Raw genomic sequence first — 24,181 nt, 5'->3', positions numbered from 1 at the left:
CCATCCGCGAAGGCTCCGACGCCGGCCAGCCTCCGGTCGCCGCCACGCCCGATGGAGCAGAGGCGGCAGCCTACCGGGCAATTGCCCGGCGAATTCTCGAAACCACACCTCGACTGCGATCCTAGGCACCCCCCCCCTGCAATCGATTGCATAAATCCTCTGCATCGGCTATTCGGCTGAACCCAATCACGGCGAATGGCCGGCCAGAGGAGCCTTCATGTTCTCAATCGACCGCAAGGACTTCGGTCCGGGTTTCACGTTTGGCGTCGCCACGGCGGCCTACCAGATCGAAGGCGGCCAGCAGGATGGTCGCGGCTCCTCCATCTGGGACACGTTCTCGGCCACGCCGGGCAATGTGCATAACGGCGATACCGGCCGCGAGGCCTGCAATCACTACGAACTCTGGCCTGATGACCTCGACCTGATCCGCGATGGCGGCTTTGACGGCTATCGCTTTTCCTTCGCCTGGCCGCGCCTCATCCCCGAGGGCACGGGCGCGATCAATCAGGCCGGCATCGATTTCTACGATCGCCTGATCGACGGCATGCTGCAGCGTGGCATCAAGCCTTACGCCACCCTCTATCACTGGGACCTGCCTTCGCCCCTGCAGGACAAGGGCGGCTGGATGAACCGCGACATCGCAGGCTGGTTCGCCGACTACGCGGCTTTGGTCGCGCAGAAATTCGGTGATCGCCTCGAAGCCACGGCGACCATCAACGAGCCCTGGTGCGTTGCCTTCCTCAGCCATTTCCTCGGCATTCACGCCCCCGGTTATCGCGATATCCGCGCCGCCGCCCGCGCCATGCATCACGTGCTCTTCGCCCATGGCGCGGCCATCGATGCGCTGCGCGCCAACGGCGCGAAGAATCTCGGCATTGTGCTGAACCTCGAAAAATCCGAAGCCGCCAGCGACAAGCCGGAAGATATCGCCGCCATGAATATGGGCGACGCCCTGTTCAACCGCTGGTATCTCGACGGCGTGCTCAAGGGGCAATATCCCGAGGAGGTCACGGCCTGGCTCGGCGACAACCTGCCCAGGGGTTACCAGAACGACATGGCCGTCGTCTCGCGCCCCATCGACTGGCTGGGCATCAACTACTATACGCGCGGCCTCTACAAGGCGGGCGAGCCGGGCGGCAACCCGATCGAGCAGGTCAAGGGCGATCTGGAACGCACCGATATCGGCTGGGAAATATACCCCAAGGGGCTCAGCGACCTGCTGGTCCGCGTCTCCAACGACTATACCAAGCTCCCCCTCTACGTGACCGAGAACGGCATGGCCGAGGTCGAGGGCGACGACGATCCGCGCCGCGTCAAATATTACGAGGATCACCTCAAGGCCGTGCTGACTGCCCGGCAGCAGGGCGCCGATGTGCGCGGCTATTTCGCCTGGTCGCTGCTCGACAATTACGAATGGGCCGAGGGTTACAACAAGCGCTTCGGCATCGTGCATGTCGATTACGAGACCCAGCAGCGCACGCCCAAATCCAGCTATCGCGCCTTCCAGGGCATGCTGCACAACACGCGTTGAAGCCGCCTTGCCTCGCTCCCGACCGCCGGGTTAACTGGCTCCCACTTCACGGGAGCCAACCATGACCGCCACGTCGCTGATGACCGAAGCCAAGACGCCGGACGAAACCACGGTGGACAAGGACTGGTGGCGCGGCGCGGTGATCTACCAGATCTATCCGCGCTCCTTCCAGGACCAGAACGGCGATGGCGTCGGCGATCTGGTCGGCATCACCAGCCGGCTGGACTACGTCGCCGATCTGGGTGTGGACGCCATCTGGCTGTCGCCGGTCTTCACCTCGCCGATGAAGGATTTCGGCTACGACGTCTCCAATTATCGCGACATCGATCCCAGCTTCGGCACGCTGGAGGATTTCGACAATCTGGTGCGCAAGGCCCATTCGCTGGGCCTCAAGGTCATCATCGACCAGGTGATTTCCCATTCATCCGACAAGCATGCCTGGTTCTCGGAAAGCCGGCAGTCGCGCACCAATCCCAAATCCGACTGGTATGTCTGGGCCGACCCCAAGCCCGACGGCACCCCGCCCAATAACTGGCTCTCCATCTTCGGCGGCTCCGCCTGGCAGTGGGACTCCAGGCGCATGCAATATTACCAGCACAATTTCCTGGTCTCCCAGCCCGACCTCAACTTCCACAGCACCGAAGTGCAGGATGCGCTGCTGGCCGAAATGCGCTTCTGGCTGGAGCGCGGCGTCGATGGCTTCCGGCTCGATACCGTCAACTTCTACTTCTGCTCGCTGGGCTTCGAGAACAACCCGGTGGTACGCCCCGACGACTTCAATGCGTCGACCGCCCCGGCCGTGAACCCCTATAATTTCCAGGAGCATATCTACGACAAGTCGCGCCCGGAAAACCTCGCCTTCCTCAAGCGCCTGCGCGCCCTGATGGACGAATATCCCGGCCGCACCACGGTCGGCGAGATCGGTGACAGCCAGCACCAGCTCGAAATCATGGCCCAATACACGTCGGGCGACGACCACCTGCACATGGCCTATACGTTCGATTATCTCGGCGGCGAATTTTCGGCCGAGCATTTCCGCAAATCCATCGCCGCCACCGAATCCGAGGCGCCCGACGGCTGGATTTGCCTGGCTTTTCCAACCACGACGTGGTGCGCCATGTCAGCCGCTGGGCGGTCCACGGGCAGGAAGCGGCCTTCACGCGCCTGGCCGCCACGCTGATCCTCTGCATGCGCGGCTCGGTCTGCCTCTATCAGGGCGAGGAACTCGGCCTCAAGGAAGCCGAATTGTCCTTCTCCGACCTGGTCGATCCCTACGGCATCGAATTCTGGCCCGAATTCAAGGGTCGCGACGGCTGCCGCACGCCCATGGTCTGGCAATCCCACGCTACCAACGGCGCCTTCTCCACCGCCAACCGCACCTGGCTGCCGGTGCCGGCCGAACACCTGACCCATGCCGTCGACACCCAGGACAATGTCGATGGTTCGGTGCTCGAATTCTACCGTTCCATGCTGGCTTTCCGCCGCGCCCACCCGGCTCTGGCCAAGGGGAGTATCCGCCTGCTCGATACGCCGGCCAATATCCTCGCCTTCATCCGCGACGACGGCACCCAGCGCCTGCTCTGCGTCTTCAATATGGGCGAAAGCGCCGCCGAATATAAGCTGCCGGCTGAGCTGCTCCCCCACGATGCCGGCTGTCCCGGCGTCACCGCTGCCCCCATCGATGGCGAGCTCGATCTGGAGCCGTTTGGGAGCTATGTAGGCCTGCTTTAGCACGTCGGTATGGGGTCTCGATTGGTCCCCACCCACCGCGCGTCACCCTCGGGCTTGACCCGAGGGCTCTGTACTTGCGGAGCGTTGGTAAGTTTAGGGCCCTCGGGTCAAGCCCGAGGGTGACGATCCGGGGTGGTTGAAGCAACGATGCCCACATCCGGCAGTCTTGCCGCCATCAGATCTCGCGTCAGCCGGTGCTGCGGTTCGGCAAAGATCTGCTCCGGCTTGCCCTCTTCGACAATCCGGCCGGCATCCATCACCAGCACGCGGTCGGCCATGGCCCGCACCATGTCGAGATCGTGGCTGATGATCAGGTAGGTCAGCCCGAAATCGGCCTGCAGCCGCGCCAGCAAGGCCAGCACCTCGCCGCGCACCGAAACGTCCAGCGCCGAAACCGGCTCGTCCAGCACTACCAGCTTGGGCCGCGTCACCAGCGCCCGGGCAATGGCCAGCCGCTGCCGCTGCCCGCCGGAAAATTCATGCGGGTAGCGCGTCAGCATGCCGGCATCGAGCCCCACGGCCTCAACCGCCTCCACCAGCCGCGCCTGTATCGTCTCCTGGCTCAGGCCTGGCTCCAGCCGCAGCGGTTCCGCCACGGAATCGGCGATGCTCAGCCGCGGATTGAAGCTGCCGAACGGGTCCTGGAACACTAGCGAGACATCGCGCCGCAGCGCCTTGGGCAGGTCGGAGCCGCGATATTCCGTGCCCGCCAGTCGCACAGTACCGGAAGTGGCCTTGTCCAGCCCGACGATGATCTTGGCCAGGGTGGTCTTGCCGCAGCCCGACGGGCCGACCAGCGCCAGGCATTCGGCGCTGGCGATGGAAAAGCTGACCTCGTTCACTGCCCGCAGCGGCTTGTCGGCCCAGAACAGCATTCCGCCCTGCCGGTAGTCCCGCGTCACGCCATTCACCTCCAGCAGCGTATTGCCGATCGGTGGACGCGACAGCGGCCGCACATCGAAGCGCGAGGCGGCCACCAGTTTCTGCGTATAGGCCTGCTGGGGCGCCGAGAACGTGGTCGCCGCCCTGCCGGTTTCCACCAGCCGGCCGCGATGCATCACGGCGACCCGGTTGCACAAAGCCCCCACCGCCTTGAGGTCGTGGCTGATGAACAGCAAAGCCATCTGCCGCCGCGCGCAGATATCGGCGATCAGGTCGAGCACCTTGCGCTGGGTGATGAGGTCGAGCGCCGAGGTCGGCTCGTCCGCGATCAAGATGTCCGGCCGGCTGGCCAGCGCCATGGCGATCATCACGCGCTGGCGCTGCCCACCCGAAAGCTGGTGCGGAAAGCGGTCGCCATGCTTGAGTTCCAGCCCCACTTCCTTGAGCAGGTAGGGCACCTCGATCTGCGTCGCGCCATGCGTTTCGTTGAGGCGGATGCTCTCTTCGATCTGGTCGTTGACCCGCATCAAGGGATTGAGTGCTGTCATCGGCTCCTGGAACACCATGCCGACCCGCTTGCCGCGCAGCCGCGCCATGGCGCGTTCCTGCTGGGGCAGGGGCGCGCCATCGAGGCTGATGCTGCCTGTCATGACAGCGCCTTCCGGCAGCAGCCCGGTGACGGCCAGCGCGGTCAGCGTCTTGCCCGAGCCGCTTTCCCCGATAATACCGAAGCGCTCGCCGCGCTGCAGCGAGAAGCTCACATCACTGACCACTTCGGTGTCTCCGAAGCGCACGGAAAGGCCGGAAACCTCAAGCAAGGACATTGGGATTTCCCTGCCGCAGCCGTGGATCGATGGCGTCGCGCAGCCCGTCGCCGGCAATGTTGAGCGCAATGACGATGAGCACGATGGAAATTCCCGGCACCAGCGTCAGCCAGGGATGGATCAGGAACACGCCCTGTGCGTCGCGCAGCATCAGCCCCAGGCTGGTTTCCGGCGGCTGCGTGCCCAGTCCGATATAGGACAGGCCCGCTTCGGCCAGGATGCCCAGCGACATCTGGATGGTGCCCTGCACGATGATGAGGCTCATGATATTGGGCAGCAGGTGCCGCCAGGCGATCAGCGCATTGCCCAGCCCAGCCAGCCGCCCCGCCGCCACGAAATCGAGCGTCGCGACGCCGAGTGCCCCGCCCCGCGCCACCCGGGCAAATACCGGAATGTTGAAGACGCCGATGGCCACGATCGCGTTGATTGCGCTTGGACCGAGCAAGGTCGTGATGAGAATGGCGACGATGACAGCCGGGAAGGCGAAGACGAAATCGGTGAGCCGCAGCACCAGCCACTCCACCGGCCCGCCCCACGCCGCCGCGGCCAGCCCCAGCGGCACGCCGACGCCGACACCGATGGCCACCGCAACCGCCGCCACGAGGAAACTCGTCCAGGTGCCGGCCATGACGAGGCTCATCATGTCCCGCCCCAGATTGTCGGTGCCTAGCCAGTGGGCCGCGCTCGGTGCCAGGAACCGGCGCGGTATGTCGATCTGTTCGATGGGGTAGGGCGTCCAGATCAGCGATACGATGCCGACCACGAGGAAGACCAGCGTAGCGCTGAGCCCGATGACCAGGCTGGGATGGCTGAGCAGGCGCTTCACGGCGTGCTCCTTTCCCGCAGGCGCGGATCGACCAGTGCATAGGTAATGTCGGTCAGCAGCATCGTCGCCGTGACCGCCACGATGAGGATGATGGTCGCGCCCCGCACCAGGATCAGGTCGCGCTCGGAAATGGCGGTGAAGATCAGCCGTCCCAGCCCCGGCAGGTAGAACACGTTCTCGACGATGATCGTGCCGGCGACGAGATAGGCGAATTGCAGCCCGAGGATGGTCAGCACAGGCAGCAGTGCATTGCGCACGCCATGCCGCCACACGGCCTCGCCCATTGTCAGGCCCTTGGCCCGCGCGGTGCGGATATAGTCCTGCCCCGTCACATCCACCAAGGCCGTGCGCATCACCCGCGCCAGGATCGACGCCTGTGGCAGCGCCAGCGCCAGGCTGGGCAGGATCAGCCCGCGTAGCGATGCCCAGCCATCCTCGTTCCACGGCGTGAAGCCGCCCGGCGGCAACCAGCGCAGGCCGACGGCGAAGACCAGCGTCAGCAGCATGCCGAACCAGAAATTGGGAATGGCCACGCCGGTCTGCGCCGTGACCATGATGGCCGTGTCCAGCAGCTTGCCCCGCCGCCGCGCCGCCAGAATGCCCAACGGGAGCCCGACCACGATGGAAATGACCATGGCCAGCACCGAGAGCGGCAGCGTTACGCCCAGCCGTCCCCAGATCAGCTCTGCCACCGGCGCGCGCTGGGTATAACTCACCCCGAAATCGCCCTGCAGCATGCCCCAGATCCAGCCGAGGAACCGCTCATGCGCCGGCGCATCGAGCCCCATCTGCATGCGCAGCCGCGCCACCGATTCCGGCGTGGCATTGATGCCGAGAATGAACTGCGCCGGATCCCCCGGCAGCAGGTCGAGCAACCAGAAAATGACCAGCGCAGCGACCAGCAGTGTCGCGGCAAAGCCAAGCAAGCGGCGGAGGGCGAAGAGGATCATGCGAAGGATCGGGGCCGAACACCCCCACCCTCATTCCCTCCCCACAAGGGGAGGGAAGTCTGGTCGGTGCGCGGTTGAGATTATGCCACCGAACGAGCCCCCATCGCCTCCCTCCCCCTTGTGGGGAGGGAATGAAGGTGGGGGTACTCACACGGTGGATGTTGAGGTGGCTACTCAGTCCAGTGGATATCCCGCAGCACCAGGCCTTCGATGGGCGAATTCTGCCACATGCCAGTGAGCTTGGCATTCCACACCCCGGTCTGTGCCAGTTCGAACAGGTAACCGTTGACCGCATCATTGGCGAGAATGGTCTGCGCCTCGATGGCCAGCTCCTTGCGCTTGGCTTCATCGGTCGTGCCGTTGAGGGTCGTGATAAGCGCCTGGAAATCGGGGTTGTCATAGCCGAAGTAGTAATCGGGGTTGGCGTAGTTGCCAATGTCGAACGGCTCGACATGGCTGATGATGGTGAGGTCGAAGTCCTTGTTGGCATAGACGTCTTCCAGCCACTGCGCCCATTCCACATTGATCAGTTGCAGCTTGATGCCGACGGCGGCGAACTGGCTGGCGATGATCTGCCCCGACGTGCGGGCATAGCCCACCGGCGGCAGCTTCAACGTTGCGCTGAACCCGTCGGGATAGCCGGCTTCCGCCAGCAGTGCCCTGGCCGCGTCCGGGTCGTAGGGATAGGTGCCGGTCAGGTCGACATAATAGGGATTGTGCGGCGCAAAGGGCGCCCCGATCGGTACGCCATAGCCGTTGGTGGTGCCGTCGATGATCGCCTGGCGATCCAGCGCATGGGCCATGGCCTGGCGCACCTTGAGATTGTCGAAGGGCTCGCGCTTGTTGTTGGTCGAAAGGATGGTCTCACCCTCGGTCGTGCCAACAAGCACGTTGAACTGCGGATTGCCCTCGAACACGGCCAGCGCCTCGGTGGAGAAATTGTTGGTGCCGTCGATATCGCCGGCCAGCAGCGCATTGGTCATCGTCGCGGTATCGCCGATGAACACATAGCTCGCCTTGGTCAGGTGCACCGGCTCGCCCCAATAGGGGCCATAGGCTTCCAGCACGACCCGACTGCCCTTGTCCCACTGCACGAAGGCGAAGGGACCGGTGCCGATCGGCTCATTGGCATTGTTGTCGGCGCTTTCCGGCGCCACGATGACAGCGTCGCCGCGGCCGAGATCGAACAGGAAGCGGCCGATCTGCCGGTCGAGCTTGAGCTCGATGGTCAGCGGGTCGATGACTGATATGCTGGTGATCGGCTCGTAGAATTCGCGGTGGGCGTTGACGCTGTCTTCGGAGAGGATGCGGTCGAAGGTGAACTTGACGTCTTCGGCATCGAACGTGGTGCCGTCATGGAAGGTCACCCCGTCATGCAGCTTGAACGTATAGGTCAGCCCGTCCTCGGAAATGGTCCAGCTCTCGGCCAGGCCCGGCTGCACCGCGCCGTTCTGGTCGATGCGGACGAGGCCCTCGAACACGTTCTGGTAGACCACGATGTCGATGGCCTCGGCAGCTCCGGCCGTGGGGTCGAGCGCAGGGGGCTCCAGCGCCACGCCGATCCGCACTTCGGTCGGCTGCGCCATGGCTGCGCCGGCTATTGCCGTCGTCAGCGCCAGCGCCAGTCCGAATGCCTTCAACGTCTTGTCCATAGGATAACTCCCGATTTTGGCGGCCGCGCCGCCAGTCAGTTCGTCGCCCGGATTTCTGCGCATCCGATAGACGTCGAACCCGCCGGCGCATGAGGCTCCGGCTCCCATGGCGCGAGATATAGGGGATCGCCACTAACATGGCAGCAGGTCGCGTTGTTATACTTTCCTACGATCACCCAGCCGCGTAGCAAGAATGACCGGGATCAGCCCCGCCAGCACGATAAACAGCGCCGGCAGCGCTGCCTGGGCAAAAAGCCCCACATTTGCCCGCATATAGACCAGTGTCGCCAGCGTATCGACGCCGAGCGGCCGCAGCAGCAGCGTGGCCGGCAATTCCTTGACGATTTCGACGAAAACCAGCGTCGCCGCGCTCAGCAAAGCCGGCATCAGCGTCGGCAGGTCGATCCTGAACAGCAGTCCCGGCCCACGCACGCCCAGCACCCGCCCGGCATGCAGCATGGAATCGCCGCGCTTCTTCATCGCCGCGTCGATGGTCGAGTGGCTCACGGCGAGGAACCTGATGGCATAGACATAGAGCAGGGCCGCCATCGAGCCCGACAGGATCAGCCCCGGCCGCCAGTCCCATAGCGCCATGGTCAGGCGGTTGAACCACAGGTCCGCCTGGCCCAGCGGTTGCAGCAGCCCCAGCGCCAGCACCGTGCCGGGAATGGCATAGCCCAGCGTCGCCAGCCGTATGGCGCCCCTGGCGCCTGTGCCCGAACGATGCGCGAGCTTGGCCGCAATCAGCCCCGCGATCACGGTAATCAGCGCACCCAGCCCGGCCAGGATCACCGTGGGCACCAGAGCCGCCACGGTCATGGCGACGGTTTCGGGCAGCACGATCCGGAAGGCCAGATAGGTCAGTTGTCCCACTGGAATGCCGAAGCCCAGCGCCAGCAGCAGCAGGCAGAAGCCGAAGGCCGCCCAGCGCCGTCCGCCCTGCAACGGCTCGCGCGCCGGCGGCACGCGGCTGTCGCGATGCGCCAGATAGACCCGGTCCCGCCGCGCCCGCTGCTCGGCCGCGATCAGCAGGCCGATGACCAGCACGACCGTCACCGCCAGTTGTGCCGCCCCGCCGAAATCCGAACGGTTGATCCATGTCGAATAGATGATGGCCGTGATGGCGTTGATGCCGAAATACTGCACCGCGCCCAGATCGTTGACCACCTCCATCATCGCCAGCGTCACCCCCACCACCAGCGCCGGCCGCGACAGCGGCAGCGTTACGGCGAAAAAGGTGCGCATGCCGCCGGCCCCCAGCGTGCGGGCGGCGATATTGAGGCTGGCCGACTGCATCAGGAAAAACGCCCGGCAGGCCACATAGACATAGGGGTAGAGCACGCTGGACAGCACGATCACCGCCCCCCAGTCGCTCCTGATGTCGGGAAACCAGTAATCCTGCAGGGTTTTGGCGCCATTGAAGGTGCGCAACAGCGTCTGGATCGGCCCCGGAAAGCCGAGGAATTCCACATAGCTATAAGCCGCGAGATAGGTCGGCACCGCCAGCGGCAGCACCAGCGCCCAGTCGAACAGCCGCCGCAGGGGAAAATCGTAATGCGTCACGAGCCAGGCCGCGACCAGCCCGACGCAGCCGGTCACCACCCCGACCGACACCATCAGCAAGCCGGTCTCGCGCAGGGCCGTCGGCAGCATATTGGCCGCCAGCCCATTGCTGCCGCCCACGGAAGCCAGCGCCGACCAGCCGAGCCAGATGATCGGCAGGCCCATCAGGCCGGCCAGCAGAAACGCAACGACCGGCAGGGCAACTGCCCCGCCGGTTTTTTTACCTCTTGCTGTTTTCCGAACCGTCAAACAACCACCATGTCATTCCGGCGCAGGCCGGAATCCATCCTGAGATGTTGTCCAACGAATAGATCTCAGGATGGACCCCGGCCTTCGCCGGGGTGACACCGAGAGTGTTGGAAATTGCAAGTCCTAGTTCTGCGCACCTTCGTTGAACTTGAGTTCATCGACAAGCGCGGCGGCTTCGGCGCGGTGGGCGGCGACGTCCACCAGCGGCGTGCTCACCGGCTTCAACTCGCCCCAGCTCAGCGTCAGTTCGGACGGCGACACCGACGGCACCACCGGGAATTCGTAATTGGTGTCGGCATAGATGCCCTGGGCCTCGTCCGACAGCAGGAAGGCGATCAGCGCATTGGCATTCGCCGGGTTGGGCGCATATTTGGCGATGAAGCCGCCCGCCACGTTGACCTGTGTGCCGTCACCGTCGAAGTCGGGATAGATGATGCGTGCCGAGGCAGCCCATTCCTTCTGTTCCGGCTCGGCTTCGTTGTTGAGCATCGCACCCATGTAATAGGTGTTGGTGATGGAGAGATCGCAGGTGCCGGCCAGGATGTTCTTGACGCCTTCGCGGTCGCCGCCGGTCGGCGGATAGGCCAGGTTGTCACGCACGGCGGTCAGCCAGGTGCGGGTCTCGTCCAGTCCGTGTTCAGCAATCCGTTGCGCAATAAGCCCGATATTGTAGGCATGGTCGCCGGCACGGGTGCAGATGCGGCCCTTCCATTCCGGCTTGGTGATGTCGTCATAGCTCAGCGCCGTGGCGTCGACGCGATCCTTGGACACGTAGAACACGCGGGCGCGCAGCGACAGCGCGGTCCAGTTATCGTCATCGTCGCGGAAGGCTTCCGGCACGCGCTCATCGAGCACAGGCGTGGTGATCGGCTGGGTCAGGCCCTGTTCCTCGGCGCCGACCAGGTTGCCGATATCGACAGTCAGCACCACGTCGGCGGGCGACAGCTCGCCCTCGGCCGCGACGCGTTCCAGCAATCCGTCGCCGGCATAGAGCACATTGACCTTGGTCCCGGTTTCGGCACTGAACCGGTCCAGCAGCGGCTGCAGCAGGCTTTGTTCGCGATAGCTGTAGATGTTCACTTCCCCGCTCTGGGCAAAGGCCGGGGCGGCGACCCCGGTCAGGACAACAGAGCTGAGCAGGGCGACGGCAAGGCGCGTGGTCTTGGTCATGTTCGTTTCTCCAAAAGCGGGGTCAAGGTCCCGCGGCCATCGGGCATTGCCACTCAAAGCCTGTCGGAGTCAATATTGCTCAACGATATCAAAGACTTGAAGTCTAGAACCGTTCAAATGAGGAAGTGCTTATCCCAGCAAAATCAGGTGATTAGCTGATCGCCCCGATCCAGTTTTTTGCCTGCGGCAAAAAGCAGCGTCAGACTTGGGGATTATCCGTCGATGCCGGTGGCAGGGCTGGCCGTTCCACCAGGTCGGCGGGGATGATCAGCGTGAACAGCATGCCCTGTTCCCCCGCGGGGTCGACCGAAAGCGAGAAGGCGTTGACCGCCAGCAAGGACCGCGTCAGCGCCAGCCCGACGCTGGATCGGACCGGGGTCATCATCTGCCCGTCGCGGCCGATGCCGTCGCGGAACACCACGAACCGCTCGGCCATATCCACCGCATTGGTCGAACTGTCGCGCACATGCACGGCAATGCCGCCATCGTCCTCGCGCTGCGCTGAAATCACCACCGCGCCGCCGGTCGGCGTCTGGTCGATGGCGCTGGCCAGCAGGTTCAGCACCGCCTGCGCCAGCGATGCGCGATCGGCGGTGATGCGTGGTAGGTTTTCGGAAATGGCATTGCGCACGATGACGCGGGCGCCGCTCGCCTGCTGGCGGATACGGAGCACGCAGCTTTCCAGCAGGCTGGTCAATTCGATGCTGGCGCGCTGCGGCAGGTAGCGCCCGTCGCGCAGCCGCGCATAATCGTCCAGCTCGTCCACCAGCGCGGCAATCTCGTGCCCGGCAGTGGTGATGTCCTGCGCATAGCTTTCATAGCGCTCGTTCTTCAGCGCACCGAAGGCTTCCGAGCGGATCAGGTCCGAAAAGCCTATAATGGTATTGAGCGGCCGGCGCACGCCACGGCTGATGCGCGCCAGCAGCGCCGGGTCGGCTTCGGCCGGGCCGGTCAGTCGCGCCGGCGCCGTCTCGCGCGCTCGGATGAAGCCGAAATAGCCGGCAATCACCCCGGCCTGGCCCTGGGCGAACAGCGTGATCTCGGCCGCGCCCGAGGCCGAACGCAATGTCAGGCAGGGGCGGGCGGTTTCGGCGAAGCGGGCCGGCCGCTCGAGGAAGGCGCGCAGCGCCTCCACTTCGTCGCCCGTCACCAGCGCCGATAGCGCCTTGCCTTCCAGCATGCCATCGATCCGCAGCAGATTGGCGCTGCGCGGGGTTATGGCGCTGATGATCCCGGCGCGCGTCGCCTCGAAAAAGCCGTCGCCGCGCATTTCGGCAAAGGTCTGGGCAAAGGCGCTGACCGCCGCTTCATGTCCGGTGCGGACCTCGGTCGTGCTCGCCGACAGCATCAGGGCCGGCTTGCCCTGCCAGGAAATGGACTGCAACCGCGCCGTCACCGGCACCAGCGTGCCGTCACGCTGCACCAGATGGTTGACCGGCCCGGCATCCTGCTCGCCCGGCCCGGCGGCGGGAAATACGGCTGCCAACCCAGCCGCGCGCAGGCTTTCCACCGAGTCATAACCCACCATTTCGGTAATGGCGCGATTGGCGAACAGCACCTGCTGGTCGCGGAACACCAATATGCCCAGCGGCAGCCGGTTGAGCACCAGCGTTTCCCCGCCCAGGTTGATCAGCGCACCGCTGCGGGGCGCTTCCGCCGGTGGCTTGGGCGCCTGCGCCGGTTCGCCGACCCGATCGTTGAGGATGCGCGACAGCTCGTCGAAATTGTAGCGCGACACCCGCTCGACGGCTTCCGCATCGGCAGCAGGTTGAGGCGCCAGCTCCGCCATTTCGCGCGCCAGCCGTTCCACCGCCTCGGTTTCCTCGGCAGGCTCGGTGGCCGGTATGTCCGGCTCGGCTTCACCATCGAGCCTTGCCAGATCGGGGAGATCGGCTTCCGCCTCGTCCAGTTCAGGTCCGGTCTCCGTGGCCGCAAAGCCGCGTCCGGTGACCTTGAATATGGTCCCGGCTTCCGGCGCGATGTCGGTCTCCGGCTCTTCCGACGGGGCAGGTGGCGCATCGTCAGCCGCGGTCAGCGGCGCGAATAGCGCATCGTCAGATGCCAGCCGGTCAACCAGTTGGCTCAGCCGGCTCAGCGTCGGTGCCGCGCTCTCGGGCGCAACAGAAGCATCAGGCGTCGGTTCCGCGGTTTCCGCAACCTCAGGGGCTGGCTCGCCATCGTGTTCAGGATCGCGCCAGTTTTCCAGCTCGCGCACGAAGGCATTCTCGTCGGGAACGGCCGGTTCGGCCGCCACCTCACGCGGTTCGGGCAGCTCTACGGATGGCTCGCTCAACGCATCCTGCGCCGCCGCAAGGTCATCATGCGGGGCAGGGGGCATGAGCTCGTCGGCTTGATCCGGCCTGTCCTCGGATTCCTGCCCACGCGCTGCGTCCAGGATTTCCGGTGCGATAGGGTCCACGCCCACGATCAGCAGCACCGCCTGCCCGTCCTGCCAGGTCAATGGCGTGGTGGCGCAGGTGCTCGAGGCCGGCTTGTCGCCCGCGATGAACTGGATGCGCGCCAGGCTGGTGCGGCCGGTCGAACCGAGCCTTATATTGCGGGCAACCTGCCCCTTGATCGGTACGGCCGGTGGCGCCAGCTTCAGCCCATGCTTCTTCAGCTTGGCCAGGAACAGCGGCGCCGCCGCATTCTGCCAGAGCAAGAGCTGCCCGTCCTGCGACCACAGCCAGGCCGGTCGCGAATCCTCGGCGTGCTGCAGCACGCGGCGGGCGCTTGGCGATGTGATCCAGTCAGCATCCATATAGGCTCAAGTCTCTCCGTTCGGGATGCGGCCGGCTTTTCCGTGCCATTCCGGCACAATTTGTGCCCGGAACCTCAGGGTTTCTTCAATATAGGGTGCATCCCCCAGGGTCCAGTGCGGCACTGCGCCAGGGCCGCTCCTTCCAATGGGATGGTTAAACCGTGGCCGGGATGTGGCCAGTCATCCATGGGCAAAATCGGTGCTTGTCATCCCGGGATTCTCGACCTATGTTCCGCCCGCTTTCGGGACGGGCCTATCGCCATCCCTCGCAGAGCCTTTGCCGCCTTAGCTCAGTTGGTTAGAGCGCTAGATTGTGGATCTAGAGGTCCCCCGTTCAATCCGGGGAGGCGGTACCATTCCCCACAGCATTGCATTGTTACTGCGACAGGCGCAGAGCCGACAGCTTTGCCGCGATGGAGCGGAACACCTCGTTGAGCTGGCTGGCATTGTTGGGAAAATAGGCGTGGCTGGTACTGGAGGCGCATGCGGTCAGCATCACCTTGGTCGCCGTGCTGGCACCCAGCCCGATTGAATAGACCTCGATCCCGCGATGTTCCTTGGCATATTGGCAGGCCGCTTTGGTGCGCTCATCCATGATGGTGGTCACCTCGCCGCTCGTATCCACGCTGCTTTTCGGTCCGAGCCGTCCATCATAGCGGAAGCCCCACGAATAATAGGCGCTGCCATTCATGTCGGATGACGATGATATCAATTGCGGTTCGTTCTTGCCGTCGGTCATCACGATCAGAATTTTGGCAACGCGCCCGGGAGCCTGGGGCAGGGCCTCGGTCAGTGGCTCTCCGGGGGTAAGGGCATGCATGCCCCAGACCGTACCCTGCTGTATGTTGGTATTGCCACTGGCTACCATTGCGTTGATGCGCGCCAGGATTGCGCCTGCATTGTCGGTCAGCGGCAACAATGCCGCGCTGGGGCAGCCATAATTCGTGTTGGAACCGCTCAGGTTTTCCCCTCGTACTTGCAGAGGCGATCCTGGCGCTCGCGGTTGGTCAGCGGGATATTGTAGACGCGCGTGATGACCTGCGTGCTGTTGTTGGGGTAGGTCGTCGTGGTCGAAGCTGCCGAGGCGCCCGAGGGGATACAGCTCGTGGCGACCGCCGTGCTGACGCCGGCTACCGACTTCGTGTAGCTGTAGGATTGCGGGCCGTTGCAGTTGGTCTTGTTGCCGCTGCAACTGCGTTGCACGACCTGGGTGCAGGTTTTGGCAAAACAGGCTGAGCCGCTGTCGTTCGAGATATAGTTGTTGTTGGTGTTGTACGTATCCGGTGAGAAGAGCGGTACGAAGTGACGCGATACCATGTCCGGCGGATCGTCCGTGGTGTCGTAGGGTGAAATGCGGGCTTCCACGCAGCCTTGCCATGACGTGTTCGTTTCCGAAAACAGCGTCCGGCGATCCACGGGGCCGGTAAAGGGCGTCGTGTCGTCGTCGTCATCGTCGAAATTCGGGATATAGCCCATGGCGGCCAGATGCGACTCGCTCTTCCAGTCCAGCCAGAGCGCATTGGAAAACTGGGTGCCAATATTGACCAGCGACGTAAACGGCACGATGCCGATGCGCACGTTGGGATTTGCTGTCGCCCCTGCCGGCACATAACAGCCCAACCCATCGCGGTCGAAGAACAGGATATTGACCGCATTGCACGCAGCGGTCTTGAGGTTGTTCATCGGCGTGCCGCTCATGGAGCCCGAATTGTCGAGCACCATGACCACCTCAACATCCAGCATCCTGCGGGTGGCCTGCGACCGCAAATGGGCGTTCAATTGATCTACTCCGACCAGCGTCACGAACATGGTCGGCATGCTGATTTCGGCATCGATGGCCAGCGCCCCGGCATCGACATTGACCTGCACGTCGGTCACTTCGGATGCGACGTCGAAGTCGGTGCCGATCCGGTCCCGCAACAGGTCCTGCGCCTTGGACATGATATCCGCTTCATTGACAGGTTCGTTAAAAATCAGCGGTTGCAACGCCAGCGCTGCCGCGTCGAGAGCGACCTGGGCCCGGCTCTTGGCCTGCTGCAGCGCCACATAATCCACCACCGCGCCACCCAGCGCGATGAGCACGATGGCCATGAGCCCGAAAACCACGGCGAAAGCGCCGCGCTCATCCCGCGTGAAGCGGCTGGCCAGTGCGAGGAATCGGTACATGACGCGGAGCACCCATGAATTCTCTGCCCCTTGGCGAGGCGGGCTGACTCTGCTGGAAAATCCTTATTAAAGGACCACCACCTTCGTATAAAGTTGGACGCGTTCGTAAAGGTCGATCACATCGGCGTTAGTCAGCCTTATGCAGCCCGACGACACATTCTGCCCGATGGTCCATGGCTCGGTCGTGCCGTGGATGCGATAGAGGGTCGAGCCGATATAGAGCGCCCGCGCGCCCAGCGGATTGTTCGGCCCGCCTTCCATGTGGCGCGGCAGGTCCGGCTGGCGCTTCAGCATTTCGGCCGGCGGAGTCCAGCCCGGCCATTCGGCCTTGCGGGTGATCTGGTGCGTGCCGCGCCATTCAAATCCCGATCGCGCTACCCCGATGCCATAGCGCAGCGCCCGTCCGCCGCCGAGCACGAAATAGAGGAAATGCGCCCCCGTATCGATGACCACAGTGCCACTGCGCTCACGGGTCTCGTAGGGCACGATCTGGCGCAGATAGATCGGGTTGACCTGCATATTGGCCTGCAGCGCCAGCGCATGGCGCGGCGTGCCCTGGGTGATGATGACGCCGGGCGGCGGCGCGGAAGCGCCAGCCCGGCTGCAATCCCGCGCCCTATGCCGGCAGCAGCGCCGACAGCGAAACCACCAGCGCCAGCACACCCTTGCCGGCTGCTTTCATTCCGTTCATGGCAATCCCCACATTCTGCGCCGGCCCTCACCGGCTTTGGCTGCAAGACTGCCGCAAAAGGGCCAACACGCCGTGAAGCGGCATGGTTAAGCCACTGATCTCAGTGTTGGTTAGCGGAATTCTAAAGGTCGGGAGATCGCGTGCTACAGATACACCGAGTCATCGCCCGCCGCCCGGCTGGCCTCGCCCAGCACGCGGCCAAGCGCCGTTCCCAACTGGTCGGTGGGAAGGGCTTCACCAGCACTTCGTTGACACCGAGCTGGCGCGCCCGCAGGACATTGTCCCGGCTGGCATAGGCCGTCATCAGGATGACAGGGGTGGCCGCCGCCGCCCCGAATCGTGGGTCGCGCAGCACCGTCATCACGCCCGCGCCGCTCACATCGGGCATGTACCAGTCCATCAGCACAAGGTCGAACGGTGCGCTCATCAGGTGGAGCAGGGCGGCCGCTCCGCCATCGGCCTCCACCACTTCGCCCACGCCCAGCTTGGTCAGGCTGGCCGACGAAATGGCGCGCGCATAGGCGTTGTCGTCTGCCACCAGCGCTCGCAGGCGTCCCGGAATGATCACAGCTTGGCCCTCGAAAACTGCACCGCTTCAAGCCACGGCGGCTATCGTCTCAAAGTCTTGTGTCAAATATCGCCGGTGGCGATTCCAAATAAGTGAGCTTCAGTCTAAGCATTCCCACGTTCTCGATAGTGAAGGAGCATCGCTGATGTCAATTGAGTCGGCTGCCGATACCCTGCTGCGCTGCCCCTGGGCCGGTGATGACGCACTCTATCGCCACTATCACGACCGCGAATGGGGCCGCCCGGTCACTTCGGATACGCGCCTGTTCGAAAAGATCTGCCTCGAAGGTTTCCAGTCGGGCCTCTCCTGGATCACCATCCTGCGCAAGCGCGAGCGCTTCCGCGAAGTCTTCCACGGTTTCGATATCCCCAAGGTTGCCGCCATGGACGAAACCGATATCGAGCGCCTGTTGCTCGATCCCGGCATCATCCGCCATCGCGGCAAGATCGCCGCTACCATCAACAATGCCCGCCGTACGCTCGCCATCCAGCAGGAATTCGGCTCGCTCGCCGCCTATATCTGGCGCTTCGAAACCCGCCCCGAACATCGCCCCGATGACCTGAGCTGGGAAAACCTGCGCCGCCTGGCCCAGACCGAGGCTTCCGTCCGCCTCAGCAAGGATTTGCGCAAGCGCGGCTTCAACTTCGTCGGCCCCACCACCTGCTACGCCTTTATGCAGGCCATGGGCCTGGTCAACGACCATATCGAAGGTTGCTTCTGCCGCGGCGAGGTCGAGGCCGAACGTAACGCGCTGGTGCGCCCGACGCGCTAGCCTGTTGCTTTCGCGCAACAATTCGACCCGTGTGCGACAACCCGCCACATCATCGCTTGCGGATCACGGAATCGCGAGCTAGAAGCCAATCGTCCATCAACGCCAACCCGAGGGAGGCAATACATGACCATCGTATTTGAACTCCGCCAGGGTTCCATGCCGCGACATCATCACCAGGCCTGACGCCCGGTCTTTTGTCGCCCCCGGCACGCTTCGTGCCTCCGGACACTCCTGACTTCCCAACCCTGATGTTCTGAACCGGGCCGTTTTGCGTCCCCGATTCCGTCATCTCCCCAAACCCAATAGAGGCCGGTCTGCGTCTTGGCGCGTCCGGAAACCGTCATGTCGTACAATTCCCTGCCCCAGGGCAGCATCGTTCTGCGCCTTGAATTCTCCATCGCCGATGCCGTGCATCAGCGTGGCCTGCTCGCCGTCATCGGGGCCGCGATCAGCGCCTGGTGGAACCGTCCGCAGTTGCCGTCCAACCTGCCCGCCTATCTGCGGGCCGATCTCGGCCTGCCGCCGGAAGCAACACCCGCCCATTGGCTCGAAATCTCGGCCAGCAAGGGCATCCCGGGGCCTCTGCGGAGGCCCAGCATGTAACCGCCAGGGGAGGCTGCGAAAGCCGCGGTCTCCCCATCCGGGCCTCATTCGAGGCATTTCAATTTCAGAAGGCCGGCTGGTGCGATCACCGCCGGATACCTCCATGTCGATCAATGTTCATGAAGATGGCAGCGTGTTGCTGCGCCTTGAATTTTACGCCGCCAAGGCAGTTCACCAGCGCGGTCTCGGCGCCGTCCTGCGCGTCGTGCTCGCTGCCTGGTGGAATCGTCCCCGCATCCCGCCCGACCTGTCGCCCCGTCTGCGGGCCGATATGGGCCTGCCACCGGCACCCAAATCGATCTTCTGGCCCGAGCCGGACGACTATTGGCCCCTTCCGGTGCCCATGTGGAAGCCCGGACCATGACGTCAGGGAGGCCGGGGAAATCCCGGTCTCCCGATCTATCCCTGCCTGTTGTCTCAATCCCGCCGATCCGCTAACAACGGCGCGACTTCTCAGGACTGCCAGATGACCGAAAAGACCAGACTGATCACGCCGCGCCTGCCGCGCGGCTTCGAGGATCGCACGCCCGGCGAAATCGCTGCGGTGGGCGCCATGATCGACAAGATCAAGGCGGTCTATGAGCGCTATGGCTTCGATCCGGTCGAAACCCCGCTCTTCGAATATACCGAGACCCTGGGAAAATTCCTGCCCGATACTGACCGGCCCAATGCCGGCGTTTTCTCCCTGCAGGATGAGGACGAGCAGTGGATGAGCCTGCGCTACGATCTCACTGCGCCACTCGCCCGCTATTTCGCCGAGAATTTCGAGACCCTGCCCAAGCCCTACCGTTCCTATCGCCAGGGCTACGTCTTCCGCAACGAAAAGCCCGGCCCTGGCCGCTTCCGCCAGTTCATGCAGTTCGACGCCGATACCGTTGGGGCAGGGGGCCCGGAAGCCGACGCCGAAATGTGCATGATGATGGCCGACGTCATGGATGCACTGGGTTTGGCGGGGAAGTACGTTGTCCGGGTGAACAACCGCAAGGTGCTGGATGGTGTTCTCGCTACGGCCGGCGTCACCAGTGACGAGCAGAAGCTCACCGTGCTTCGCGCCATCGACAAGCTCGACAAGTTCGGCACCGAGGGCGTCAAGCTCCTGCTCGGCGCCGGTCGCAAGGACGAAAGCGGCGATTTCACCAAGGGCGCCGGCCTCACCCCGGCCCAGATCGAACCCATCCTGGCCTATGTCGATAGCGGCACGCCCGCCGCCGGCGTGGAGCGCGGCAGCAATGCCCATGTCGTTTCGACCATCAACACCCTTGCCGGTCTCATCGGCGGTTCCGAAACCGGCCTTGCCGGCGTACAGGAACTGGCGTCCATCTTTGGCCTCGTCAGCGCTGCCGGCTTCGGTGGCCGCGTCATCCTCGACCCCTCCGTCGTCCGCGGCCTCGAATATTACACCGGCCCGGTCTTCGAGATCGAACTGACCTTCAAGGTGCAGAACGAGAAGGGTCAGGACGTGGTGTTCGGCTCGGTCGGCGGCGGTGGCCGTTACGATGGCCTCGTCTCCCGCTTCCGCCGCGAGCCGGTGCCCGCCACCGGCTTTTCCATCGGCGTCTCGCGCCTCGCCAATGCGCTGAAACTCACCGGCAATCTCGGCGCCACCGAACCATCAGGTCCCGTCGTCGTCCTCGTCATGGACAAGGACCAGATGGCCGGCTACCAGGCCATGGTCGCCGAGTTGCGCAATGCCGGCATCCGCGCCGAAATGTTCCTCGGCAACACCAAGAATTTCGGCAAGCAGGTCGCCTATGCCGACAAGCGCAATTCGCCCATCGTCGTCATCGAAGGCAGCCAGGAGCGCGAGCAGGGGATCCTGCAGATCAAGGACCTGATCGCCGGCAAGCAGGCCGCATCAGCCATTTCGGACAATGCCGAATGGAAAGCCGCCAGGCCCGGCCAGTTCGAAATCAAGCGCTCCGAGCTGGTCGCCGCCGTCACGAAACTGCTGAGCGAGCAATGACCGGCGCCGCCCTCCGCCGCGCCAATCTCGAATCCCTGGTCGAAGCCCAGGGTGCCTGTCGGGCCACGCCGCCGCTGCTGCTATCAGCCGACCCCTACTTCGACCTCGCCGGCGAGGAGTTCGGCCGCCGCCTGCTGCTGACCACGGACACGACGGGCGCCGAATACTGCCTGCGTCCCGATTTCACCCTGCCCATCGTTGCCTCTTACATCGAGGACGGCGTGGGCGAGCCGGCGGCCTTCTCCTATATGGGCCCCATCTTCCGCCAGCGTGAAAACGGCCCCGCCGAATTCGACCAGGCCGGCATCGAGCTTCTCGCCCAGCCCGATGGCGATGTGGCACTCGATCAGGTGCTGACCTTTGCCCGCGCCGCGCTTTCTATCTTCGGCGTCGCTCCCGACATCCGCCTCGGCGGCGTCGGCCTCTTCGAGGCGCTCTTGGTGCAGGCCGACATGCCCGATGCCTGGCGTCCCCGCATTCGCAATCGCTTCGGCCATACCGAGGCGATGAACCGCTTGCTGACCCGCCTCGAAGCCGCCCCCGATGCGCCGCGCGACAAGCAGCCCAGCCGCAAGGCTTTGGTCGAAGATATCACTGAGCAGATGGTGGCATCAGGCCTCAGCCTCTCGGAAAGCCGCTCCCCCGAGGAAATCGCCGATCGCTACCTCGAGCAGCAGGCGCTCGACGCCGCCCAGGTGCCATCGGCCACGCTGAAGCTCCTGCGCGACTATCTCGCCATTTCCGGCCCGGTCCTCCAGGCGCTGACCAGGATCGAGGCGCTGGCCGCCCGGCACAAGCTGATGCTCGGCGTGCCGATCCGCACGATCAGGCGTCATCTCAATGGCTTGGGCGAAGCCCGCGTCACCTTCGATGCCGGCTTCTCCCCGCGGCTCGACTATTACACCGGCATCGTCTTCGAAATGACCGGCCCTAATGGCGAAGTGCTGGCCTCCGGTGGCCAATATGACCGCCTGCTGGAGCGCCTCGGCGCCACTGCCCCCATCGCCGCCTCCGGTTGCTCCGTCTGGGTCGACCGCCTCGAAGCGGAGGTGGCCCCATGAGTGGCATTACGCTCGCCGTGCCCTCCAAGGGCCGCCTCGAAGAGCTCACCCGCGAATGGTTCGCCGCCAATGGCCTCGTCATCACCCGCCCCGGCGGCGCGCGCTCCTATCTCGGGGCCATCGAAGGCTTGCCCGACGTCACCGTGCGCTTCTTCCCGGCCTCCGAAATTGCCCGCGAACTCATCCGCGGCACCATCGATTTCGGCGTCACCGGGCGTGACCTGATCCACGAGACCAGCGAAACCGGCCCGGCCTCGGTGTCCATCGCCAAGCCCCTTGGCTTCGGCAATGCCGATGTCGTCGTCGCCGTGCCCGATGCCTGGATCGACGTCACTCACATGCACGACCTTGCCGATGTTGCCTCCGATTTCCGCAGCCGCCATGGCCGCTGGCTGCGCATCGCCACTAAATACATCACCATCACCCGCCAGCATTTCGCCAGGGCCGGCATCGCCGAATACCGCACCGTCGAAAGCCTCGGCGCCACCGAGGCCGCTCCGGCCTCAGGGGTCGCCGATATCGTGGTCGACATCACCAGCACCGGCTCGACCCTGGCCGCCAACGGCCTGCGCGTGCTGGAGGATGGCGTGATGCTGCACAGCGAAGCCTGCCTCATCGTCTCGCGCACCGCCGGCTGGTCATCCAGGCGCAAGGCCAGGCTCGACGCGGTGCTGGCGCGCCTGGGTTGTGCGGCAGGGTTCTGAAGCAGGGGCGATCATGAGCGAACTGGTTGAAGGCCTCCTGATCATTCTCGCCGTCGCCGCGATTGTCTTCATCATCTGGAGCGCTAACCGCCATCGTAGCCGCACGACCGTCGCCGGGGGCGAGGGCGGAGGCGGCACCACCAGCGGGGGCCATGCGCGCGATACCGATGGTGACGACGGCGGCTCGAATGGTGGCTCGGATGGCGGTGGTGGCGACGGTGGCGGCGGCGACTGACCGGCCATTGCCACTTGCACCGATTCACGACACAAATGCCCGCAGGCTCGGGGGGAGGGCCACACTTGGCTGACGAACTCGAACTCACCATCCTGATGCCGTGCCTCAACGAAGCCGAAACGCTCGCCGCCTGCATCGGCAAGGCGCGCGGCTTCCTTGATCGCACCGGCATTGCCGGCGAGATCGTCATTGCCGATAACGGATCCACCGATGGCTCGCAGGACATAGCGAGAGGCCTCGGCGCTCGCGTTGTGGCGGTTCCCGAGCGTGGCTATGGCGCAGCCCTTGCCGGTGGCATCCAGGCAGCGCGCGGTCGCTTCATCATCATGGGTGATGCCGACGACAGCTACGATTTCGCCAATCTCGACGCCTTCATTGCCGAGCTGCGCAATGGTGCCGATCTGGTCATGGGCAATCGCTTCGCCGGCGGCATCGCCCCCGGCGCCATGCCCTGGCACCATCGTTATATCGGCAATCCGGTGCTGAGCGCGGTCGGGCGCCTGTTCTTCCGCACGCCGATCGGCGATTTCCATTGCGGGTTGCGCGGTTTTTCCCGCGCCGCGATCTTGGCGCTCAACCTGCGCACGTCGGGCATGGAATTCGCCTCCGAAATGGTGGTCAAGGCCACCCTGGCGCAACTCGACCTGCGCGAAGTGCCGACCACCCTCGCCAAGGACGGCCGCTCCCGCCGACCCCATCTGCGCTCCATCCGCGATGGCTGGCGGCATTTGCGCTTCCTGCTGCTGTTCTCGCCGCGCTGGCTGTTTCTCTATCCCGGCATTGCGCTGCTGGCCGTAGGGCTGGTGGTGGGCGCCGTCCTGCTGCCCGGCCCGGCGCATTTCGGACGGGTGTCCTTCGATGTTCACACCTTCCTCGTCGCCGCGCTCTGCATCATTGTCGGCCTGCAGTCGGTTGCCTTCGCCATTATCGGCCGCCGCTTTGCCTCGCGCTATGGCTTCATTCCGCGTTCCGGCACCTATGATCGCTTGCTCGAAGCCCTCACGCTCGAACGCATCCTGCTGATCGCCATTCTCCTGATGCTGATCGGCATTGCCGCTTTGGTCTGGGGCGTGGGGCAATGGGCCGCCCGCGATTTCGGCCCCCTCAATGCCAGCCGCACCCTGCGCCCGGTCATTCTCGCCATGACGGCCCTGGTCTCGGGCTTCCAGCTCATGATGAGCGGCTTCATGTCCTCCATGATCAATATTCCGATCTATGAGCGGCGGCTCGCCGAACCCCCGCAGCCTGACAATACGGCGCCCTGAACCCACCGGACCCC

The 24,181-nt window shown here is 64.4% G+C and carries 19 protein-coding genes, 1 tRNA gene and 2 pseudogenes; 11 read left to right on the top strand and 11 right to left on the bottom strand.

The window, feature by feature from the left end:
• The first annotated feature begins 217 nt into the window (after positions 1–217).
• Both NVV79_RS00795 and NVV79_RS00790 read left to right on the top strand, forming a co-directional pair.
• Positions 218–1,531: a GH1 family beta-glucosidase gene (locus tag NVV79_RS00795; protein WP_303985284.1), complete on the top strand. Its 1,314-nt coding sequence runs from the start codon at positions 218–220 to the stop codon at positions 1,529–1,531.
• A gap of 79 nt (positions 1,532–1,610) precedes the next feature.
• Positions 1,611–3,262, top strand: a pseudogene (locus NVV79_RS00790) (alpha-glucosidase family protein).
• 107 nt (positions 3,263–3,369) lie between these two features.
• Here NVV79_RS00790 and NVV79_RS00785 read toward each other — a convergent pair.
• From NVV79_RS00785 to NVV79_RS00755, 7 genes are all read right to left on the bottom strand, one after another.
• The gene (locus NVV79_RS00785; RefSeq protein ID WP_303985282.1) at positions 3,370–4,968 is read right to left on the bottom strand and encodes an ABC transporter ATP-binding protein; all 1,599 of its coding nucleotides are present in this window, start codon (positions 4,966–4,968) and stop codon (positions 3,370–3,372) included.
• Positions 4,955–5,794, bottom strand: coding sequence for an ABC transporter permease (locus tag NVV79_RS00780; RefSeq protein ID WP_303985280.1), 840 nt, complete (start codon positions 5,792–5,794; stop codon positions 4,955–4,957). Before NVV79_RS00780 ends, NVV79_RS00785 begins: the two co-directional genes overlap by 14 nt.
• A complete protein-coding gene (locus tag NVV79_RS00775; RefSeq protein ID WP_303985278.1) occupies positions 5,791–6,744 on the bottom strand; it encodes an ABC transporter permease in 954 nt (317 codons plus the stop codon). The genes NVV79_RS00780 and NVV79_RS00775 overlap by 4 nt, the downstream gene beginning before the upstream one ends.
• Before the next feature lie 170 nt (positions 6,745–6,914).
• Positions 6,915–8,396, bottom strand: a complete 1,482-nt coding sequence (locus NVV79_RS00770) for an ABC transporter substrate-binding protein (protein ID WP_303985276.1) — start codon at positions 8,394–8,396, stop codon at positions 6,915–6,917.
• Between the two features lie 156 nt (positions 8,397–8,552).
• Positions 8,553–10,124, bottom strand: a complete 1,572-nt coding sequence (locus NVV79_RS00765; protein ID WP_303985274.1) for an iron ABC transporter permease — start codon at positions 10,122–10,124, stop codon at positions 8,553–8,555.
• A 207-nt stretch (positions 10,125–10,331) separates the two neighbouring features.
• Positions 10,332–11,378 carry an extracellular solute-binding protein gene (locus tag NVV79_RS00760; protein ID WP_303985272.1) on the bottom strand — a complete coding sequence of 349 codons (1,047 nt, stop codon included), beginning with the start codon at positions 11,376–11,378 and terminating at the stop codon, positions 10,332–10,334.
• 199 nt (positions 11,379–11,577) lie between these two features.
• Positions 11,578–14,139 (bottom strand): histidine kinase dimerization/phospho-acceptor domain-containing protein, encoded by a 2,562-nt coding sequence (locus NVV79_RS00755; RefSeq protein ID WP_303985270.1) that lies wholly within the window; start codon positions 14,137–14,139, stop codon positions 11,578–11,580.
• Between the two features lie 279 nt (positions 14,140–14,418).
• Here NVV79_RS00755 and NVV79_RS00750 point away from each other — a divergent pair.
• Positions 14,419–14,495 (top strand) — tRNA-His (locus tag NVV79_RS00750).
• Positions 14,496–14,515: 20 nt separating this feature from the next.
• Here NVV79_RS00750 and NVV79_RS00745 read toward each other — a convergent pair.
• The 4 genes and pseudogenes from NVV79_RS00745 to NVV79_RS00730 form a co-directional block, all read right to left on the bottom strand.
• Positions 14,516–15,055 (bottom strand): hypothetical protein, encoded by a 540-nt coding sequence (locus NVV79_RS00745; protein ID WP_303985268.1) that lies wholly within the window; start codon positions 15,053–15,055, stop codon positions 14,516–14,518.
• Positions 15,056–15,096: 41 nt separating this feature from the next.
• Positions 15,097–16,305, bottom strand: coding sequence for a pilus assembly protein TadG-related protein (locus tag NVV79_RS00740; protein ID WP_303985266.1), 1,209 nt, complete (start codon positions 16,303–16,305; stop codon positions 15,097–15,099).
• Between the two features lie 66 nt (positions 16,306–16,371).
• Positions 16,372–16,821 (bottom strand): annotated as a pseudogene (locus NVV79_RS00735) (L,D-transpeptidase); the annotation flags it as partial.
• A gap of 296 nt (positions 16,822–17,117) precedes the next feature.
• Positions 17,118–17,534, bottom strand: a complete 417-nt coding sequence (locus NVV79_RS00730) for a response regulator (RefSeq protein WP_303985264.1) — start codon at positions 17,532–17,534, stop codon at positions 17,118–17,120.
• A gap of 175 nt (positions 17,535–17,709) precedes the next feature.
• Here NVV79_RS00730 and NVV79_RS00725 point away from each other — a divergent pair, with 175 nt between their 5' ends.
• The 8 genes from NVV79_RS00725 (at position 17,710) to NVV79_RS00690 (ending at position 24,167) form a co-directional block, all read left to right on the top strand.
• Positions 17,710–18,336: a DNA-3-methyladenine glycosylase I gene (locus tag NVV79_RS00725; protein ID WP_303985263.1), complete on the top strand. Its 627-nt coding sequence runs from the start codon at positions 17,710–17,712 to the stop codon at positions 18,334–18,336.
• Positions 18,337–18,678: 342 nt separating this feature from the next.
• Positions 18,679–18,939 carry a hypothetical protein gene (locus NVV79_RS00720; protein ID WP_303985261.1) on the top strand — a complete coding sequence of 87 codons (261 nt, stop codon included), beginning with the start codon at positions 18,679–18,681 and terminating at the stop codon, positions 18,937–18,939.
• Between the two features lie 103 nt (positions 18,940–19,042).
• Positions 19,043–19,303 carry a hypothetical protein gene (locus NVV79_RS00715; RefSeq protein ID WP_303985259.1) on the top strand — a complete coding sequence of 87 codons (261 nt, stop codon included), beginning with the start codon at positions 19,043–19,045 and terminating at the stop codon, positions 19,301–19,303.
• A gap of 102 nt (positions 19,304–19,405) precedes the next feature.
• Positions 19,406–20,902, top strand: coding sequence for a histidine--tRNA ligase (gene hisS, locus NVV79_RS00710; RefSeq protein ID WP_303985257.1), 1,497 nt, complete (start codon positions 19,406–19,408; stop codon positions 20,900–20,902).
• A complete protein-coding gene (locus NVV79_RS00705; protein WP_303985255.1) occupies positions 20,899–21,963 on the top strand; it encodes an ATP phosphoribosyltransferase regulatory subunit in 1,065 nt (354 codons plus the stop codon). The genes hisS and NVV79_RS00705 overlap by 4 nt, the downstream gene beginning before the upstream one ends.
• Entirely contained in the window at positions 21,960–22,667 is a 708-nt protein-coding gene (gene hisG / locus NVV79_RS00700; RefSeq protein ID WP_303985253.1) for an ATP phosphoribosyltransferase, read from the top strand. Before NVV79_RS00705 ends, hisG begins: the two co-directional genes overlap by 4 nt.
• A 13-nt stretch (positions 22,668–22,680) precedes the next feature.
• Positions 22,681–22,902, top strand: a complete 222-nt coding sequence (locus NVV79_RS00695; protein WP_303985252.1) for a hypothetical protein — start codon at positions 22,681–22,683, stop codon at positions 22,900–22,902.
• A gap of 65 nt (positions 22,903–22,967) precedes the next feature.
• Positions 22,968–24,167, top strand: a complete 1,200-nt coding sequence (locus NVV79_RS00690) for a glycosyltransferase family 2 protein (RefSeq protein ID WP_303985250.1) — start codon at positions 22,968–22,970, stop codon at positions 24,165–24,167.
• Positions 24,168–24,181 lie beyond the last annotated feature (14 nt).

The organism is Devosia ginsengisoli (assembly GCF_024707105.1).
In the GTDB taxonomy this organism is placed as follows: Bacteria; Pseudomonadota; Alphaproteobacteria; order Rhizobiales; family Devosiaceae; genus Devosia; species Devosia ginsengisoli_A.
The sequence above is the reverse complement of the archived record's forward strand: the minus strand, read 5'-3'. Positions and strand labels throughout refer to the sequence as shown.

Coding starts and splice junctions, on each gene's coding strand:
- NVV79_RS00720 (WP_303985261.1), top strand. CDS start 18,679: ATGTCGTACAATTCCCTGCCCCAGGGCAGCATCGTTCTGCGCCTTGAA.
- NVV79_RS00760 (WP_303985272.1), bottom strand. CDS start 11,378: ATGACCAAGACCACGCGCCTTGCCGTCGCCCTGCTCAGCTCTGTTGTC.
- NVV79_RS00775 (WP_303985278.1), bottom strand. CDS start 6,744: ATGATCCTCTTCGCCCTCCGCCGCTTGCTTGGCTTTGCCGCGACACTG.
- NVV79_RS00695 (WP_303985252.1), top strand. CDS start 22,681: ATGAGCGAACTGGTTGAAGGCCTCCTGATCATTCTCGCCGTCGCCGCG.
- hisG (WP_303985253.1), top strand. CDS start 21,960: ATGAGTGGCATTACGCTCGCCGTGCCCTCCAAGGGCCGCCTCGAAGAG.
- NVV79_RS00795 (WP_303985284.1), top strand. CDS start 218: ATGTTCTCAATCGACCGCAAGGACTTCGGTCCGGGTTTCACGTTTGGC.
- hisS (WP_303985257.1), top strand. CDS start 19,406: ATGACCGAAAAGACCAGACTGATCACGCCGCGCCTGCCGCGCGGCTTC.
- NVV79_RS00785 (WP_303985282.1), bottom strand. CDS start 4,968: ATGTCCTTGCTTGAGGTTTCCGGCCTTTCCGTGCGCTTCGGAGACACC.
- NVV79_RS00715 (WP_303985259.1), top strand. CDS start 19,043: ATGTCGATCAATGTTCATGAAGATGGCAGCGTGTTGCTGCGCCTTGAA.
- NVV79_RS00705 (WP_303985255.1), top strand. CDS start 20,899: ATGACCGGCGCCGCCCTCCGCCGCGCCAATCTCGAATCCCTGGTCGAA.
- NVV79_RS00740 (WP_303985266.1), bottom strand. CDS start 16,305: ATGTACCGATTCCTCGCACTGGCCAGCCGCTTCACGCGGGATGAGCGC.
- NVV79_RS00765 (WP_303985274.1), bottom strand. CDS start 10,124: ATGGGCCTGCCGATCATCTGGCTCGGCTGGTCGGCGCTGGCTTCCGTG.
- NVV79_RS00770 (WP_303985276.1), bottom strand. CDS start 8,396: ATGGACAAGACGTTGAAGGCATTCGGACTGGCGCTGGCGCTGACGACG.
- NVV79_RS00725 (WP_303985263.1), top strand. CDS start 17,710: ATGTCAATTGAGTCGGCTGCCGATACCCTGCTGCGCTGCCCCTGGGCC.
- NVV79_RS00755 (WP_303985270.1), bottom strand. CDS start 14,139: ATGGATGCTGACTGGATCACATCGCCAAGCGCCCGCCGCGTGCTGCAG.